This is a genomic window from Nocardiopsis chromatogenes YIM 90109 (genome assembly GCF_000341185.1).
GTDB lineage: Bacteria > Actinomycetota > Actinomycetes > Streptosporangiales > Streptosporangiaceae > Nocardiopsis_A > Nocardiopsis_A chromatogenes.
Map to the genome: position 1 here is coordinate 13,533 of NZ_ANBH01000106.1, position 15,212 is coordinate 28,744.

Sequence of the window (15,212 nt, forward strand, 5' to 3'; positions counted from 1 at the left end):
TGATCACCCCGACATGCTTGCACACCGCCGGCCGTCCGCCCCGCCCGGGAGCTCCCCGAGAGGGCTCCGCAGGGGCGGGGTGTTCCCGCCCGTCCCCGGGAGGCCCTGTCACTGCGGGGTTCGGTGTGCGTGCGCCCTCTGGGAGGACTAGGGTCCGTTTCGACGTATTCGCCCCCTGACGCGCCGAGCCGGGCCTCTGCCGTGCGCGAGATCGGAACGAGGATGACCGAGCCGATGATCGACGACCGCGTCCCCCACTCCGCACGCGTGTGGAACTACTGGCTCGGCGGCAAGGACAACTACGCCGTCGACCGGGAGGTCGGCGAACGGCTCAAGGAGATCGTCCCCGAGGGCGTGGTCAGCGCCCGGGCCGACCGGCAGTTCCTCGCGCGCTCGGTCCGCCACGCGGTGGCCGGGCACGGGATCCGCCAGTTCCTCGACGTCGGCACCGGGCTCCCCACGGCGGACAACACCCACGAGGTCGCGCAGGCCGTGGCACCCGAGTGCCGGGTGGTCTACGTCGACAACGACCCGCTGGTGCTGGTCCACGCCCAGGCGCTGCTGGTCGGCACCCCTGAGGGGGCCACCGACTACATCCACGCCGATGTGCACGGCCCCGAGGCCATCCTCGCCGAGGCCGCCCGCACCCTGGACATGGACGAGCCCACCGCCGTGGTCCTGTCGAGCGTGCTGAACTACGTCGTCTCCCAGGACGATGCGCGCGCCATCGTCTCCACGCTGATGGGCGCGCTCGCCCCGGGAAGCCTCCTGATCGTCGGCCACCCCACCGCCGACGTCGTCCCCGAGCGTATGGAGGAGCTGCTGCGCGTGTGGAACGAGGCCAACCCGCACCCCATGCGCACGCGCAGCAGGGCCGAGATCGAGGATCTCTATGAGGGCCTGAAGCTGTCGGACCCCGGTGTCGTGTTCGCCCCCGAGTGGCGCCCCGATGCGGAGACGCTCTTCGGCGGCCGCGCCATTCCGCACCTGGTGGCCGTGGGCCGCAAGCCCTGAACCGTTGCCGGTGCGGTGCGTCGGCGCGCACGGGCGCATGTGACGGTGGGCGTCCGGCGACCGGTCCTGTTGCGCGCCGTCCGTATCCGTAGGGCGGCCCCATCGGTCAGCCCGCACCCCTCGGGCACGTATCCGTATGGGTCAGGGGGCGGAGGCCCTCTCGGTAGGGGCGCGGGCCGAGATCCGTGCACCCATCCGGGTCGGACCGGCGGCGTTCGCGCCCTTCGCGGCCCCAGAATTGGTGGTGCGGCCGCGGACGTCCTGGCATACCGGCCGCGCCGAGGGGATCCCCTGGGGGAGTCGTGTGCGGACGCCGCTTGAGGGGGAGCGGCGTCACCGCTCCTCCAGGGACCACTCTCCCGCCGTGACCGCCTCCTGTCCAGCCCGCGCCGCCCGTCCGCGCGGAGGACGGCGGCACGGCGGCCCTCATTCTCGCGGCCGTCCCGCGGCCTGCGCCTCCGGGCGCCGCCGACCGGGCCGCCTCAGACGGTGTCGGCCAGCCGCTGGGCCACCAGCACCCGGGAGGACACCCCGAGCTTGGCCAGGATGTTCTCCACGTGCGTGTCCACGGTCCGCTTGGAGATGACCAGCCGCTCGGCGATCGCCCGGTTCGACAGGCCTTCGGCGATCAGCCCGGCCACCTCGCGCTCCCGGGCGGTGAGCGCGGCCTCCCCCGGCGGCGGGTCCTGGCGCCCGGGCGTCAGGGTGTCGGCGTCGGCGACCGCCGCGTCCGCGATCCGCTCCAGGGGCTGGTCGGCCCCCTCCGCGTACAGCTCGGCGAAGTGCCCGTCCCCCAGCCCCGCGCGCGCCGCCCCCACCGCCTCCTGGTGGAACGCCTCCATGATGGCGGTGCCGCCCAGCCGCTCCCCCGCCCGGTCCCACAGCGGGGCGGCGGCCCCGAACAGCCAGGCGGCGCGCGCGAAGCGCTCCTGGCTCGCCGCCCGCCAGGCGGTGACCTCCAGGTAGTAGGCCAGCCCGACGAAGTCGCCCAGCTCCCACTTCATGCGCAGGGCGGGCGCCCCGGCGGCGTCGGCGCCCGCGACATCGCCCTTGAAGGTCAGTGCCGCGCTGGTGATGACCAGCATGTAGGAGCGCAGCCACAGCTCGGCGTCCCGCCCCTCCAGGCGCTCCAGGCCCTCGGCGCACACGGCGACCGCCTCGTCGAGCTCGCCGCTGAGCAGGTGGAGGTACCCCTGCTGGGCGAGGAGGGACACCGAGGTCGCGAAGTCGTCCGCCCGCTTCGCGGCGGCCGCGCAGGCCTCGTACTCGGGCAGCGCCTCGCCGTGGCGCCCGGCGAACACCAGGGCCAGGTGGCGGTACAGGTGCATCCGCCCCCTCAGCCGCTCGTCGGGGTGCGCCTCCGGGACGGGCATCGCCGCGTCCAGGTCGGCCAGGGCGTTGTCGAACTCACCAAGGAAGGTGCCGAGGTAGGCCCGGACCCCGAGGGGCCACGCGCGCTGCGGACTGCCCTCGGGCAGGGACTCCACGGCCTTGGTGAGCCAGTAGCGGCCCTCTTTGAGGCGGCCGGAGATCTGCCAGTAGCCCCACAGAGAGGCGGCGAGGCGGGCGCCCTTCGGCTCCCAGCCCGGCACGGCGAAGGCGTATTCGAGCCCCCTGCGGATGTCGGCGTGCTCGGCCGCCAGCGCGCGGAAGCGGCCGAGCTGGTCCTCGGTGAAGCCCTGGTCGAGCCGGTCCGCCAAGCGCTGGCAGCGCTCGACGTGCCGCCCGCGGCACTCCTGTTCCTCTCCCGCCTCGGCGAGGCGTTCGGCGCCGTACTCGCGCAGGGTGTCGAGCTGGCGGTAGCGGTCCCCGCCCCGGTCGGCGCGCAGCACGACGGACTTGTCGACGAGGCCGATGAGCGCCTCCAGCACCTCGCCGCGTTCGAGGCCCTCGCCCGCACACACCTCTTCGGCGGCCGCGGCGTCGAATCCCCCCGCGAAGACCGACAGCCTGCGCCAGAGCACCCGCTCCTGCGGCGTGCACAGGTCGTGGCTCCACTCGATGCCGGTGCGCAGCGTCTGGTGGCGGGGCAGCGAGGCCCGTGAGCCGCCGGTCAGCAGTTGGAAGCGGTCCTCCAGGCGCTCGACGAGGTGCTGCAGCGGCAGGGCGCGCAGGCGCACGGTGGCCAGTTCGATGGCGAGCGGGATGCCGTCCAGGCGGCGGCACAGGCGCACCGCGTGGCGCCGGTCGGCCTCGGTGAGGGTGAAGCCGGGGACCACCGCTGCCGCCCGCCGCTCGAACAGCTCGACGGCGCTGTGCCGCACGCCGTCGGCGTCGTCGGGGTCGGGCACCGGCATGGGCGGGACGGGGTGGCTGAACTCCCCGAGCACGTTGAGCGCGTGCCGGGAGGTGGCCAGGATCGTCACCCCGGGGCACTCGCGCAGGACGACCTCGGCGAGCATGGCGCAGGCGTCGCCCAGGTGCTCGCAGGTGTCCAGGACCAGCAGCAGGGAGCGGCCGCGCAGGTACTCCAGGAGCACGTCGAGCTGGGAGCGGGCGTCCTGTTCGGCGAGCCCGAGCGTGGAGGCGACGGTGTGCGCGATCAGCTCGGGGTCGCGCAGCCCGGACAGTTCCACGAAGCGCGCGCCGTCGGTGTACCGGGGAGCGACGCGCTCGGCCACGTGCAGGGCGATCCGGGTCTTGCCGACGCCGCCGGGGCCCAGGACGGTGACCAGGCGGCCCTGCCCGAGCAGGCCGGTGACCTGGGCCACCTCCTCCTCACGGCCGACGAACCCCGTGAGCTGCCGGGGGAGCGCCCCCGCCGTCCGCTGGATCATGATCCGGCCCTCGCCCTGCCCGCTGCGACGCTCGACTCCGCCTCGGTACGCACTGTACCGAGACAGAGCCCTGCGTATACGGCGTTTTCCGGGAATCGTCCGGGTCCGGCCTCCCGGATGCGGCGGGGAGGCGGGGCGGGCGCCGGTCCCGGCCGGCCGTCGCCGGGGCGGCACCCTCCGCAGCGGTGCCCGCGTCAACGGTGCCCGCGTCGCCGGTGCCGCCTGCGGCCCGTTCCGCGCGCCGCAGGAGCACCACGGCGGTGTGCCCCGCGGCCACGAGCAGCGCCGTCGCGGCGCCCGCCGCCAGGAACTCCGGCGAGAGCGGGTCGGCGGCCGAGCCGCCGAGGACGACCAGGGCCGCGGTGTAGGGCATGCAGCCCAGGGCGGTGCCGACGACGAAGTGCCGCACGCCCATGGCGGTGGCGCCGAGGGCGTGGTTGATCGCCGAGAACGGGGCGATCGGCATCAGCCGCAGGTAGACCACGGCGAACAGGCCGTGCCGGGCGACGGCGCGGTCGAGGCGGGCGCGGACGGCGGGCGGCACCCATGTCCGCACCGCGCCGCGCAGCATCACCCGGGCGACCCAGAACTGGACGAGCGCCCCGGCCACCGCGCCGACACTGGCGACCGCGAACCCGACGGCCGGGCCGAGCAGCGCCCCCGTGGCCGCGTTGAGGAGCGGCCGGGGCACCAGGAGGAGCGCGGCGGCCAGGTAGAGGCCGAGGGCGGCCAGGGGCGCGGCGGGGCCCGCGGCCTCGACGGCCGCGTGCATCTCACCGAGCCCGGGGAGCCGGGTTCCGGCGATGAGGAGCGCCGCGGCGAGCAGGACGAAGAGGACCGCGCGGCGGGCGGCGGACCGCCGGCCGCCGCCGGGGCGGCCTTCGTTCACCGGTTCTCCTTGGAGGTCGAGGGGCCGCCGGTCGGCACCGGTGGGACACGCCCGGCGCTTCGGGGGCGGGGCCGGAAGGGCGATTCGCCCGGCCGGGGTGCGATCAGGTGGTGAACCTACCACCCCCGCCGCTCGGGACGGCCGCCTCCCCTGAAGGGGGGGTCTCCCGTCCGGCCGGGCCGCACGTCCGGTCGACCGCCCCCGCCTCCGGGTTCCCGACCGGTGCCCCGCCCGCCGGGGTGCGGTGCGCCGGTCGGTCAGCGCGCGCGGGCGGCCCGCGCCATTCCGAGGACGATGCGCTCCAGCACGGGGCGCGGGGTGGCGAAGTTCAGCCTCACCCACCCGCGCCCCGCCTCGCCGCATTCGGCGCCGTCGACGACCGCGACGCCGCCGCGCTCGCGGATCCGCCCTGCCGGGTCGTCCTCCGGCACCACGCCGCGCAGGTCGATCCACGCCAGGTAGGTCCCCTCCGGGGGCCGGTACCCGGCGTCCGGCAGGTGCTCGGCCAGCAGGCCGCCGAGGGCGCGCCGGTTGCCGTCCAGGTACTCCAGGACCTCGGCGAGCCACGGCGCACCGTGCCGGTAGGCGGCGGTGTTGGCCGCCATTCCCAGGACACTGGCCCCGTGCAGCGCGAAGGGCTCCATGCCTTGCACCACTTCGGCGTCGGCGTCGTTGGTGATGATGAGCTGTGCGCACTTGAGGCCCGGGATGTTCCACGCCTTGGAGGCCGATGTCGCGGTGACGCTGTGTTCGGCGGCGGTGGGGCCGATGGATGCGTAGGGCACGTGGTCGTGTCCCGGGTAGGTGAGCGGCGCGTGCACCTCGTCGGCGAACACGCGCCCGCCGTACCGGTCGACCACCTCGGCGACCCCGGCCAGCTCGCGGGGGCTGAACACGCGCCCGAGGGGGTTGTGCGGGTTGCACAGGACCAGCAGGTGCCCCCCGCTCCGGAAGGCCCCGGCCAGGGCGTCGGGGTCGAGTCTCCAGCCGTCCTCTCCCTGGACCATGGGGACCTGGATGATGTCGCGCCCCAGGCGTCCGGGGACCGTGAGGAAGGGCATGTAGCAGGGCGTCGGGAGGATGACCGGGCTCCCCGGGCGGGAGAAGTGCGTGGTCGCGATCTCGAAGGCGCGCAGCACGTCGGGCACCGTGTGGATCCGCTCGGCGGGCACGCTCCACCCGTAGGCCTTCTCCTGCCACCCGCGGCACGCCTCGGCGAGCTCGGCGTCGGCGCCGGGCGGCGGGTATCCGAAGGCGGCGCCCTCCAGCGCCTCACGGAGGGCCTGCAGGACCGGCTCCGCGGTGCCGAAGTCCATCTCGGCGACGAACGCCCCGAGCACGTCCTCGCCGTACTTCGACCACTTCAGCGTCCCCCGCGCCCGCAGGTCGCCGACCGTCAGGGCGTCGAACCCCTCTGCCAGGCCCATGCGCCGTCCCTTCCGTCGTCCGTTCCGGCTCCGAGCCGGGTCCCCTCCCGGTCTTCCCTGATGCGGGCGCGTCTCCCCGGGCGCAGGGCGCCCGGGTGTGCGACGGTGGCCGCACCCGGCCATCGATTGCGTATTACGAAACTGATTGCGTGATGCTCAACCGTGCCCGAGAATGTAAGTGCGGGTTCCCCAACCAGTCAAAACGTCGGGTCTCTCGCCCCGCACCTCCTGCGGGAGGACGCTTCCCGGCGGGCCGAGGGCCGCTAGGGGTGATGTCGTTGCCAATGCCGACCGACCTGGAGATCGCCCGCGGCGCCGCTTTGGAGCCGCTCTCCGACGTCGCCGACCGTATGGGGCTTCCAGCCGACCTGCTGGAGCCCTACGGCGACCATGTGGCCAAGATCCGCCTCTCCGCCCTGGACGCGCTGGCCGACCGCCCCCGTGCCCGCTATGTCGTCGTGACCGCGGTGACCCCCACCCCCTTGGGCGAGGGCAAGACCACCATCACGGTCGGCCTCGGCGACGGCCTCAACCGCATCGGCCACCGCACCGCCCTCGCGCTGCGCCAGCCCTCCATGGGGCCGGTGTTCGGCATCAAGGGCGGCGCGGCCGGCGGGGGCTACAGCCAGGTCGTCCCCATGGAGCGGCTGAACCTGCACCTGACCGGGGACATCCACGCGGTCGGGGCCGCGCACAACCTTCTGGCGGCCCTGCTGGACAACCACCTGTTCCGGGACAACCCGCTGGACATCGACCCGAACGACGTCTCCTGGCGGCGGGTGGTGGACATCAACGACCGCTCCCTGCGCGACATCGTCACCGGGCTGGGCGGTCGGCTGGACGGGGTGCCCCGGCAGACCGGGTTCGACATCACCGCCGCCTCGGAGGTCATGGCGCTGCTGTCGCTGTCGTCGTCGGCCCAGGACATGCGCGCCCGGCTGGGGCGCATCATCGTGGCGGGCGACCGGGCGGGCAAGCCGGTGACCGNGGCGGCGCGGGGGCGATGGCCGCGGTCCTGCGCGAGGCGATCAAGCCCAACCTCCTGCAGACCCTGGAGCACACGCCGGTCCTGGTGCACACCGGCCCCTTCGGCAACATCGCCACCGGCAACTCCTCGGTGGTGGCCGACCTGATCGGCCTGCGCTCCGCGGACTTCCTGGTGACCGAGGCCGGGTTCGGGGCCGACATGGGCGCCGAGCGCTTCTTCAACATCAAGTGCCGCGTCTCCGGGGAGGCCCCGGACGCGGCGGTGGTGGTGGCCACGGTGCGCGCGCTCAAGGCGCACTCGGGGCGCCACGCGGTGGCCGCGGGCCGCCCGCTGCCCGAGGGGATGCTGGAGGAGAACACCGACGACGTGCGGGCCGGGGCCGCCAACCTGGTCAAGCAGATCGACAACTGCCGCCTGCACGGGGTGTCGCCGGTGGTGGCGGTCAACGCCTTCCCCACCGACCACGCCTCGGAGCTGGAGGAGGTGCGCCGGATCGCCGCCGAGGCGGGGGCGCGCAGCGCGGTGTGCACCAACGTGGTCGACGGCGGGAGCGGCGCCGAGGACCTGGCCCGGGCGGTGGCCGAGGCCGCCGATGAGGAGTCGCACTACGCGCCCCTGTACCCGGCGGACGCCACCATCCGCGACAAGGTGGAGGAGGTGGCGCGCCGGGTCTACGGGGCCGACGGGGTGGAGTTCTCCGAGACCGCCGACCGCCAGGTGCGCGCCTGCGAGCGCAACGGCCTGGGACGCCTGCCGGTGTGCATCGCCAAGACGCACCTGTCCCTGTCGTCGGACCCGTCCCTGCGGGGCGCGCCTACGGGCTGGACCCTTCCGGTCCGCGAGGTCCGCCCTGCGGCCGGGGCGGGGTACGTCTATCTGATCTGCGGGACGATGCAGACCATGCCGGGGCTGGGCAGCTCGCCCGCGGCCTACCGTGTCGACCTGGACGACGACGGGGAGATCACCGGGCTGTCCTGACCGGCCTTCCCGTCCCGCCCGCTACCGCGCGGCCCGGGCGGGCCTGCACCCGGCCGCCGTGCCGGGCCCGCTCGGGCGTCTCAGCCCGCTCAGTAGCGGGCGATCTCCTGGACGACGCGCTCGCAGAAGGCGTCCAGGTCCCCCGGTTCGCGGCTGGTGGTGACGGCGCGGTCGGTGACGACCTCCTTGTCGACCACTTCCGCCCCGGCGTTGCGCAGGTCGGTGCGGATGCTGGGATAGGAGGTCACGACCCGGCCGCGCACCACGCCGGCCTCGGCGAGGATCCACGGCCCGTGGCAGATCGCCCCGATCGGGCGCCCGGAGGCGGCGAAGGCGCGGACGAACTCGACGGCCTCGGGGACGGTGCGCAGCCGGTCCGGGTTGATGGTCCCGCCCGGGACGACGAGGCCGTCGTAGTCGGCCGGGTCGGCCGCGGTCACCCTCCGGTCCACGGTGAAGGTGTCGGCGGGGGCGATGTCGCCGTTCATCGCCTGGACGGGCCCGGGGACGACGGACACCAGCTCGACCCGGGCACCGGCCTCCTCCAGGGCGCGGCGGGGCCGCTCCAGCTCGACCTGCTCGACGCCGTCGGTGGCGAGCACGGCCACCGTGCAGCCTTCCAGTTCGCCGGTCATGTCGCTTCCCCCTCCTCGGCGATCACGGCTCACCCCGTCCGGCTACCCCCGCACGCCGAGGCCATGCATGCGCGCGGGGTGCGCCGGGACGGCGGAGGAACCTCCCGACGGCGGCCGTTGCGCCGCCGGGGACCGGGGCCTAGGGTCGCTTGCGCCCCTACCCCCTCGCGCATCGGGAGGCCCCTTGCGCAGCAGGCACCTGGCCGCGGCCGTTCCGGCGGCGGCGCTCATGGCCACCCCCTTCCTCCCCTTCCTGCGCACCGGCGGCCTGTGGCTCGGGCTCCCCCCGATGCTCGTGTGGGTCGTCCTGTGGTGCCTGCTGGTCACCCCCGCGCTGCTGTTCATCGCACGCGGCGCCGAGCGCGAGGAGGGCGGGGCATGAGCACCACACTGGCCATCGCCCTGGCCGGAATGGCCGTGATCGCCCTGTGCGGGATGCTCGGGCGGCGCCGCCCCTCCGGCGACCTGGCGGACTGGACCGTGGGCGGGCGCAACTTCGGCGCCGCGACGGTGTGGTTCCTCCAGGCGGGCGAGATCTTCACCGCGTTCACCTTCCTGGGCCTGGTCGGCCTGGTGTTCACCGGCGGCGTCGCCGCGCTGTACGTGGTGCCCTACCTGGGGGTCGGCTACATCCTGCTGTTCTTCGTCGGCCCCCGCATCTGGCGGCTGGGCAAGGAGCGCGGCTACCTGACCCAGGGGGACTTCCTCGCCGACCGGTACGGCAGCCGCGCCCTGGGCACGGTCTCGGCGGTGTTCGCGCTGCTGTTCCTCTTCCCGTACCTGCAGCTGCAGATCACCGGCCTGGGACTGGTCCTGGAGCTGGTGACGGGGGACGCCGCGTCCGGTGCGGTGAGCATGGCGGCGGGGACCGTCCTGGTCGTCGTGTTCGTCCTGTGGGCCGGGGTGCGCGGCGTGGTGGCCACGGCCTACCTCAAGGACGCCGTCACGCTGCTGGTGATCGGGGCGCTGGCGGTCGCGGTGCCGATCCACTACGCGGGCGGTGTGGGCAGCGTGTTCGAGCGCCTGGCCGCCGAGCGCCCGGAGCTGTTGACCCTCCAGGCCGAGGGGGCCGGGCCGGTGTGGTTCTTCTCCAGCGCGCTGGTGAGCGTGCTGGGGTTCGGGCTCATGGGGCTGCCGTTCCTGTGGAACAGCGTCCTGAGCGCGGGGAGCGCGCGGGCCCTGAGGCGCAACTACGCCTTCCTTCCGCTGTTCACCGTCGTGGTCGCGTTCCCCATGGTCATCGGGTTCACCGCGGTTCTGGTGCTGTCCGGGGACACCGAGCCCAACGGGTCGCTGCTGACCCTGGTGCGGGAGATGCTGCCCGAGCCGCTGGTGGGCATCGTCGCGGTCGCGGCGCTGATCGCCTCGATGGTGCCCGCGGCCAGCATGGCCATCGGCGTCTCGACGCTCGTCGCGCGCAACGTGGTCCCGGCGCGCTCGCCCCGGGTGCAGTTCTGGACCAACCACGCGGCCGTGGTCGCGGCCTGCCTCGCGGCGCTGCTGCTGGCGCTGCTGAGGCCGGACCTGCTGGCCAACCTGATCCTGCTGACGTACGCGGGCCTGGTGCAGATCACGCCCGCGATCGCGCTGGGCCTGTGGCGCCGGCGCCCTGTGCATCCGTGGGTGGTCCTGGCGGGCATGGCGGCGGGGGTCGCGGTCACGCTGGCGCTGTCGGCGGTCTACGGGGCGGCGATCGCCGATGTGAACGCCGGGCTGTACGGGCTGGCGGTCAATCTGGCGGTGGTCGGGTCGGGCGCCCTCGTCCAGCGCGCGCTCGGGCGCACGGAGGCGGTGTCCGACGGCCCGGCGGGGGCGGCCCCGGAGCCCGGGGAGGAGGGCGAGGAGGTCGCGCCCGCCCGGGGCGAGTGAACCGGCCCCGGCCGCACGGCGGCCGGAGCGGCCGGACGGAATGCGGCACAGAAGAACCGGGTGGGGCGGGACCGAAGTCCCGCCCCACCCGGCCGATGCAACCCTTGCCGCATCTTTTGCCCACCGGTGTTCGGTTTATGCGCGCAAACCAAGACGAATCCGCGCGGTTGCCGATGATCGGGCTCGGGGCGACGGCGTCCGCCGGAGGCGGGGCGCCTTCACGCGGCTCCGTCGCCGCAGTTCCGGAGCGTCTCCTCCAGCCTCCGCCCGAGGGCTCCCCTGCCCCGGTGGACCGCCGCCATCCCCCGCAGCTCGGCCAGCGCGTCCGCCCTCTCCCCCAGGGCCCACATGACGTCCAGATAGCGGTCCAGCGCCCTGACGGCCTCCTCCTCCAACGGTTCGGCCACCGCTCTGCGGAAGGCCGCCGACCCCAGGCCGTCGGCTGCGGGCCCCCCCCNCAGGTCCGCCGCACCGCCGCGCAGGTCCGCCCGGTCGATGCGCTGCAGTGCGCGTTGGACCAGGCCGCGGAAGGCGGGCAGGTCGAGCCGGTCGGGCCCCAGGTCGGCACGGTAGCCGTCCGGAGTGGTGCGGATGAGGCCGGGGCACTCGGCATGGCGCGCCAGCGCGCTGCGCAGCCGGGCGACGTAGGTGTACACGGCCGCCTCGGGGTTCTCCGGCCCGCCTCCGCTGAGGATGTAGGGCACCAGTTCGCCTGCGGGCACCCCCGCCCCGGTCCGGGCCAGCAGCGCGGCCAGGAGCGTGCGCTGCTTGCCCCCCGGAAGGGGGACGGGGTGCGAGGCCCGCTCGGCCCGGACGGGGCCGAGGATCCGGAATGCGGTGCCGCCGGTGGCCTCGCCGCTCCGGGCAGGCCGGGCAGAGGGACGGGCGGGGGATGGCCTCACTGTCGGTCCGCCTCCGTCGGTCCGTCTCCGCGCTGTTCGGGCCCGCGGTGTCCGGCGGCCGCCGGGCACCGGTCGCGACGGCCCCGCCACGGGGCCATCACAATGGGCGATCATAATTTTACATTCCGCGATCCTCCGTGCACAGGGCGGTTCCGGCCGTCCTTCAGCACAGGCGCATGGCCACCTTGAGCCGGTCGCGCACCAGGCCGAGGTGCGGGTGGGTCTGCGCGCCCGTGCGCTGGACCAGGAACCCGGTGTTGATCGGCGGATCCTCCGGCTCCAGGAGCACCACCAGGGCGCCCGAGGCGAGCTCCCGCACGCACAGGTACCGGGGCAGGACGCTCACCCCCACCCCCGCCGCGACCGCCGCCGCCACGCCGCGCAGGTCGGGCACGGTGATGGCGGGGGTGGCGGTCAGCCGCTCCCCGAAGACGTGGCGCCAGTAGCGGCGCAGGATGGGCAGGTCCTCGGCGTAGGACACCAGCGGCACGCCGTCGAGGGCGGCGGACCCCTCGGCGGCCAGGCGGTCCCGGTCCAGCCGCTCTGCCCAGGAGGGGGCGGCGACGAGCACGAAGTCCTCGTCGGCCAGCGGCTCGGCGGCCAGGGTGCGCCCGCGCGGCCGCACCGAGGAGACGACCAGGTCCAGGCGGCCCGCGCGCAGCCCCGCCAGGAGGTCGTCGGCCAGGCCGGTGGCCACCCGCAGGCGCACCCCCTTCTCGACCAGGGGCGCCAGCGCGGGCAGGCCCGCGGCGCAGAGCATCTCGGCGGGCCCGCCCAGGTGCAGGGGCGGGACGGGGGCGGGGGCGTCGGGGGTCCCGGCGACCGCCTCCAGGGCGTCCATCGGCTCGGCGAGGCGCCCGGCCAGGTCGTCGGCGACGGGGGTGGGCGCCACGCCGCGCGGCAGGCGCTCGAAGAGCTGGCGGCCCATCCGCGTTTCGAGGGCCCGGACCTGGGCCGTGGCTGTGGGCTGGGAGACCCCGGCCAGACGCGCCCCCGCGGTCAGGGAGCCCGCCCGGTAGACGGCCAGGAAGGTGCGCAGCTGGTCGAGGTCGGGGCGCCCATTGGTGGTCCGATCGCTCATTCCGCCGATTCTATCGGCGGAATGATGGGCCCCGGGGCGCTGCGCCCGGAGCCCCGGCCCGCTCCGCGCGGGCCGCCTCCGGCGGGGGCCCCTCCGGTGGGCACGGCGGCCTCCGCTGGAACGGCGGAACTCTCGGCGGCCTCGGCTCAGGGCCGGGGCCACCGCGCCGACCCGGCCGAACGGAGGCCGCACCGGTGCGGTGGGGGCCCTGGGGACACCGTCCGTGCGCGCGGTCGGAACACCCAGAGGTGCACGCGCGGCCGTCCGCGTACACCCCGCGATGTAGACCGATTGCAGCGCACAGAGTGAGGCGCGGACGGGGGGCGGCTACCTAGGCTCACTCGTCGCGGACGCGTACGGCGGTGCGCATGGTGCGGCCCCGTGCGAGTGCGAGAGTGCGACAGGAGGAGTGAAGGTGAGCGGTCGAACAGCGCAGGGTTCCCGAGGGCGTCTGGGCCTTCCGGTACCGGGGATCATCGGACTGGCCCTGCTCGGGGTCCCCCGGGTCGTCGCACACGATCTGGACCTCGTGGGGGCGGTGGGCAACGCCTTCCTGGTCTGGGCGCCGCTCACCGTGTGGGTGGCGGTCGCCCTGTGGCGGCGCGTCCCCAACCCCCTGGTGACCCTGATCGCGGTGGGCGTCGCCTACGGGGTGCTGCTGGCGGTGACGCACCAGGTCACCTGGGCCTGGGCCTTCGAAGCGCCGCCTGCGCTGGGCGGCAACCTGGAGGGGGCGCTCCCCGGCGCGGCCGAGGAGTTCCTGATGCGCGGGTTCTCCTTCGTGAGCAGCCTGGTCGTCGGCACGCTGGTGGGGGCCGGGTGCGGCGTGGTGACGTGGCTCGTGAGCCGGGCGATCCCGGGCTACCCCCGCACCGCGGGCTGACGGCGCACCCGGTCGGCGCGGCCGTCCCCGCCGGGACGCGGCCGCCCGGCACGGGCGGCCCGGGACGCACGGCCCCGGACACGTCCGCCAGGCCCCGCAGCGGTCTTCGGAGGGACGCCCCCGTCCCCTTCCCCCGCCCCTCACGGACCTGCGCGGAGCGACTACTCTAGGTGCACCCCGCTCGCGCCCTGCCCCCGTCCCCGAGCACCGGGAGTGCCCCCGTGTCCACCACCGCCCTGTCCCGCGCCCACGCCGCCTGCTACGCACCGGCCGCCTGGCGCCCGGCCGTGGCCGCCGTCCCCCGCCGCCTCTTCTCCGCGCGGCCCCTGTGGTCCGCGGACCCGATGGGCCCCGACCCCGCCCTGGCCACCCTGCTCACGGTGTTGGACAGCGCCGACATCGGCCCGGGCATGCGGGTCCTGCACGTGGGCTGCGGCAGCGGCTACGCCACCGCCCTGATCTGCCACCGGACCGGCGACCCCGCGTTGGTGACGGCGACCGCCGCGGACCCCGTGGAGGCGGCGGCCGCGCGCTGGCGCCTCGCCCAGGCGGGCTGCCCGGCGCAGGTGTTCATCGCCCGCCCCGACCAGGGGTACGCCCGGTGCGCCCCCTACGACCGGATCGTGTCCACCGACCTCTTCGGCCACCCGCCCGCCGCCTGGCGGGCACAGCTCGCCCCGGGCGGCCGGGCCGCGGTGCCTCCGCGGATGTGAGGGACGCGCCCGCCGGAGCGGGGCGCCGCCGGACGGCGGCGCCCCTCAGTGCGGCCCCCTCAGTGCGGGCCGCCGTGCGGGCGTCGGGTGCGCCGCAGGGTGCACCTGGCGCCCATCCACACCGCGACGGGCGCGGGGCGCACCGCGCACGCCGCCTCGACCTGGGGCCTGTCCACAAGGCTCCGGCCGGTCGCCGGATCGATGCGCAGGCGGTCGGCGATGCGCTGCCAGGTGCCGTCGGCGCTCCAGCGCCGGTACCACTCGGCGGCGGCCGCCCCTTCGGCGGCGGGGCCGCCCAACTCGTGCCAGGGGCACCCGGTGCGCAGGCGCTCCAGCACCGCCTCGACCACGGGGCGCAAGTCCCCCGGCGCCTCTCCTTCTCCGGCGCCGACGGGCATCAGCGGCGCCAGCAGGGACCATTCGGTATCGGTGATTCGGTCTCGTACGGCCACGCCTCACCAGCTTGCCACTCACGGCGCGGCCGCGCCACCGCCGCGGGCCGGGCGGCCGCTCCCCCGCCGGGGCGCGCGGGGGCGCCGCCCCGCGCCGGGCGGGGGCGGCGCCCCGGTCGCGACTCACACCTCCTTGTGGCTCATCCACATCAGGACGGCCGCGGTGACCAGGCCGTACAGCAGGTGGCCGAACAGGCTGGTCCATGCGTTCGCGGTGATCTCGAACAGCGGCATGCCGAGCATGGCCGGCATGAGGGCCAGGCCTCCCACCACCCACCAGAAGGCGCCGTAGACCGCGCCGGCGGCCAGTACCGGGCCGGGGCGGTCGGCGATGGCGCCCGCGATCAGGCCGAAGACCAGGCCGAACCCGGCCGAGATCACCAGGTGCACCGCACCTCCGGCGACCGCGTTCTCGGTGCCCACCAGCATGCCGACCATCGGGAGCATGCCGGTGGCGGCCATGAGGGCCCCGAAGACGACACCGCCCGCCAGGCCGGAGACCAGGCCCCGCCAGGCGTGCACGAGCGCGTGCGAGCGGGCGTGAGCGATCGTGGACATGGCATCCACCTCCCGTGAGGGCCGCACGTCCGCGCGGACCTCCCGC

General features: G+C 75.3%; 13 protein-coding genes and 1 pseudogene. 6 read left to right on the top strand and 8 right to left on the bottom strand.

Annotated features, from left to right (window positions below; genetic code table 11):
* Window positions 1-222 precede the first annotated feature (222 nt).
* On the top strand, window positions 223-1,014 hold the full coding sequence (locus D476_RS0110590) for an SAM-dependent methyltransferase (protein ID WP_017623926.1): 792 nt from the start codon (window positions 223-225) through the stop codon (window positions 1,012-1,014).
* Window positions 1,015-1,496: 482 nt separating this feature from the next.
* On the opposite strand, the gene D476_RS0110595 is transcribed toward D476_RS0110590, so the two are convergent.
* The 3 genes from D476_RS0110595 to D476_RS0110605 form a co-directional block, all read right to left on the bottom strand.
* Window positions 1,497-3,791: an ATP-binding protein gene (locus tag D476_RS0110595; protein WP_017623927.1), complete on the bottom strand. Its 2,295-nt coding sequence runs from the start codon at window positions 3,789-3,791 to the stop codon at window positions 1,497-1,499.
* Entirely contained in the window at window positions 3,733-4,680 is a 948-nt protein-coding gene (locus tag D476_RS32875; protein WP_017623928.1) for a TVP38/TMEM64 family protein, read from the bottom strand. The genes D476_RS0110595 and D476_RS32875 overlap by 59 nt, the downstream gene beginning before the upstream one ends.
* Before the next feature lie 257 nt (window positions 4,681-4,937).
* A complete protein-coding gene (locus tag D476_RS0110605) occupies window positions 4,938-6,107 on the bottom strand; it encodes a MalY/PatB family protein (protein ID WP_017623929.1) in 1,170 nt (389 codons plus the stop codon).
* A gap of 350 nt (window positions 6,108-6,457) precedes the next feature.
* Here D476_RS0110605 and D476_RS32880 point away from each other — a divergent pair.
* Window positions 6,458-8,073, top strand: a pseudogene (locus D476_RS32880) (formate--tetrahydrofolate ligase).
* 89 nt (window positions 8,074-8,162) lie between these two features.
* On the opposite strand, the gene D476_RS0110615 reads toward D476_RS32880, so the two are convergent.
* Window positions 8,163-8,708 (bottom strand): type 1 glutamine amidotransferase domain-containing protein, encoded by a 546-nt coding sequence (locus tag D476_RS0110615; protein WP_017623930.1) that lies wholly within the window; start codon window positions 8,706-8,708, stop codon window positions 8,163-8,165.
* Window positions 8,709-8,892: 184 nt separating this feature from the next.
* Between D476_RS0110615 and D476_RS0110620 the strand changes: the two genes are divergently transcribed.
* Together D476_RS0110620 and D476_RS0110625 are read left to right on the top strand one after the other, a co-directional pair.
* Window positions 8,893-9,090, top strand: a complete 198-nt coding sequence (locus D476_RS0110620; RefSeq protein WP_017623931.1) for a hypothetical protein — start codon at window positions 8,893-8,895, stop codon at window positions 9,088-9,090.
* Entirely contained in the window at window positions 9,087-10,577 is a 1,491-nt protein-coding gene (locus D476_RS0110625; protein ID WP_017623932.1) for a sodium:solute symporter family protein, read from the top strand. The genes D476_RS0110620 and D476_RS0110625 overlap by 4 nt, the downstream gene beginning before the upstream one ends.
* A 218-nt stretch (window positions 10,578-10,795) precedes the next feature.
* On the opposite strand, the gene D476_RS0110630 is transcribed toward D476_RS0110625, so the two are convergent.
* Together D476_RS0110630 and D476_RS0110635 are read right to left on the bottom strand one after the other, a co-directional pair.
* On the bottom strand, window positions 10,796-11,593 hold the full coding sequence (locus D476_RS0110630; RefSeq protein ID WP_449289401.1) for an AfsR/SARP family transcriptional regulator: 798 nt from the start codon (window positions 11,591-11,593) through the stop codon (window positions 10,796-10,798).
* 49 nt (window positions 11,594-11,642) lie between these two features.
* Window positions 11,643-12,560 carry a LysR family transcriptional regulator gene (locus D476_RS0110635; protein WP_017623934.1) on the bottom strand — a complete coding sequence of 306 codons (918 nt, stop codon included), beginning with the start codon at window positions 12,558-12,560 and terminating at the stop codon, window positions 11,643-11,645.
* Between the two features lie 415 nt (window positions 12,561-12,975).
* Here D476_RS0110635 and D476_RS0110640 point away from each other — a divergent pair, with 415 nt between their 5' ends.
* Both D476_RS0110640 and D476_RS39685 read left to right on the top strand, forming a co-directional pair.
* Window positions 12,976-13,443 carry a hypothetical protein gene (locus tag D476_RS0110640; protein ID WP_239648662.1) on the top strand — a complete coding sequence of 156 codons (468 nt, stop codon included), beginning with the start codon at window positions 12,976-12,978 and terminating at the stop codon, window positions 13,441-13,443.
* 221 nt (window positions 13,444-13,664) lie between these two features.
* The gene (locus tag D476_RS39685; RefSeq protein WP_017623936.1) at window positions 13,665-14,156 is read left to right on the top strand and encodes a protein-L-isoaspartate O-methyltransferase family protein; all 492 of its coding nucleotides are present in this window, start codon (window positions 13,665-13,667) and stop codon (window positions 14,154-14,156) included.
* Between the two features lie 59 nt (window positions 14,157-14,215).
* Here the strand turns inward: D476_RS39685 and D476_RS0110650 are convergent, their stop codons facing one another.
* Together D476_RS0110650 and D476_RS0110655 are read right to left on the bottom strand one after the other, a co-directional pair.
* On the bottom strand, window positions 14,216-14,608 hold the full coding sequence (locus D476_RS0110650; protein WP_239648663.1) for a transposase: 393 nt from the start codon (window positions 14,606-14,608) through the stop codon (window positions 14,216-14,218).
* Between the two features lie 123 nt (window positions 14,609-14,731).
* Entirely contained in the window at window positions 14,732-15,166 is a 435-nt protein-coding gene (locus tag D476_RS0110655; RefSeq protein WP_017623938.1) for a hypothetical protein, read from the bottom strand.
* Between the last annotated feature and the right edge of the window lie 46 nt (window positions 15,167-15,212).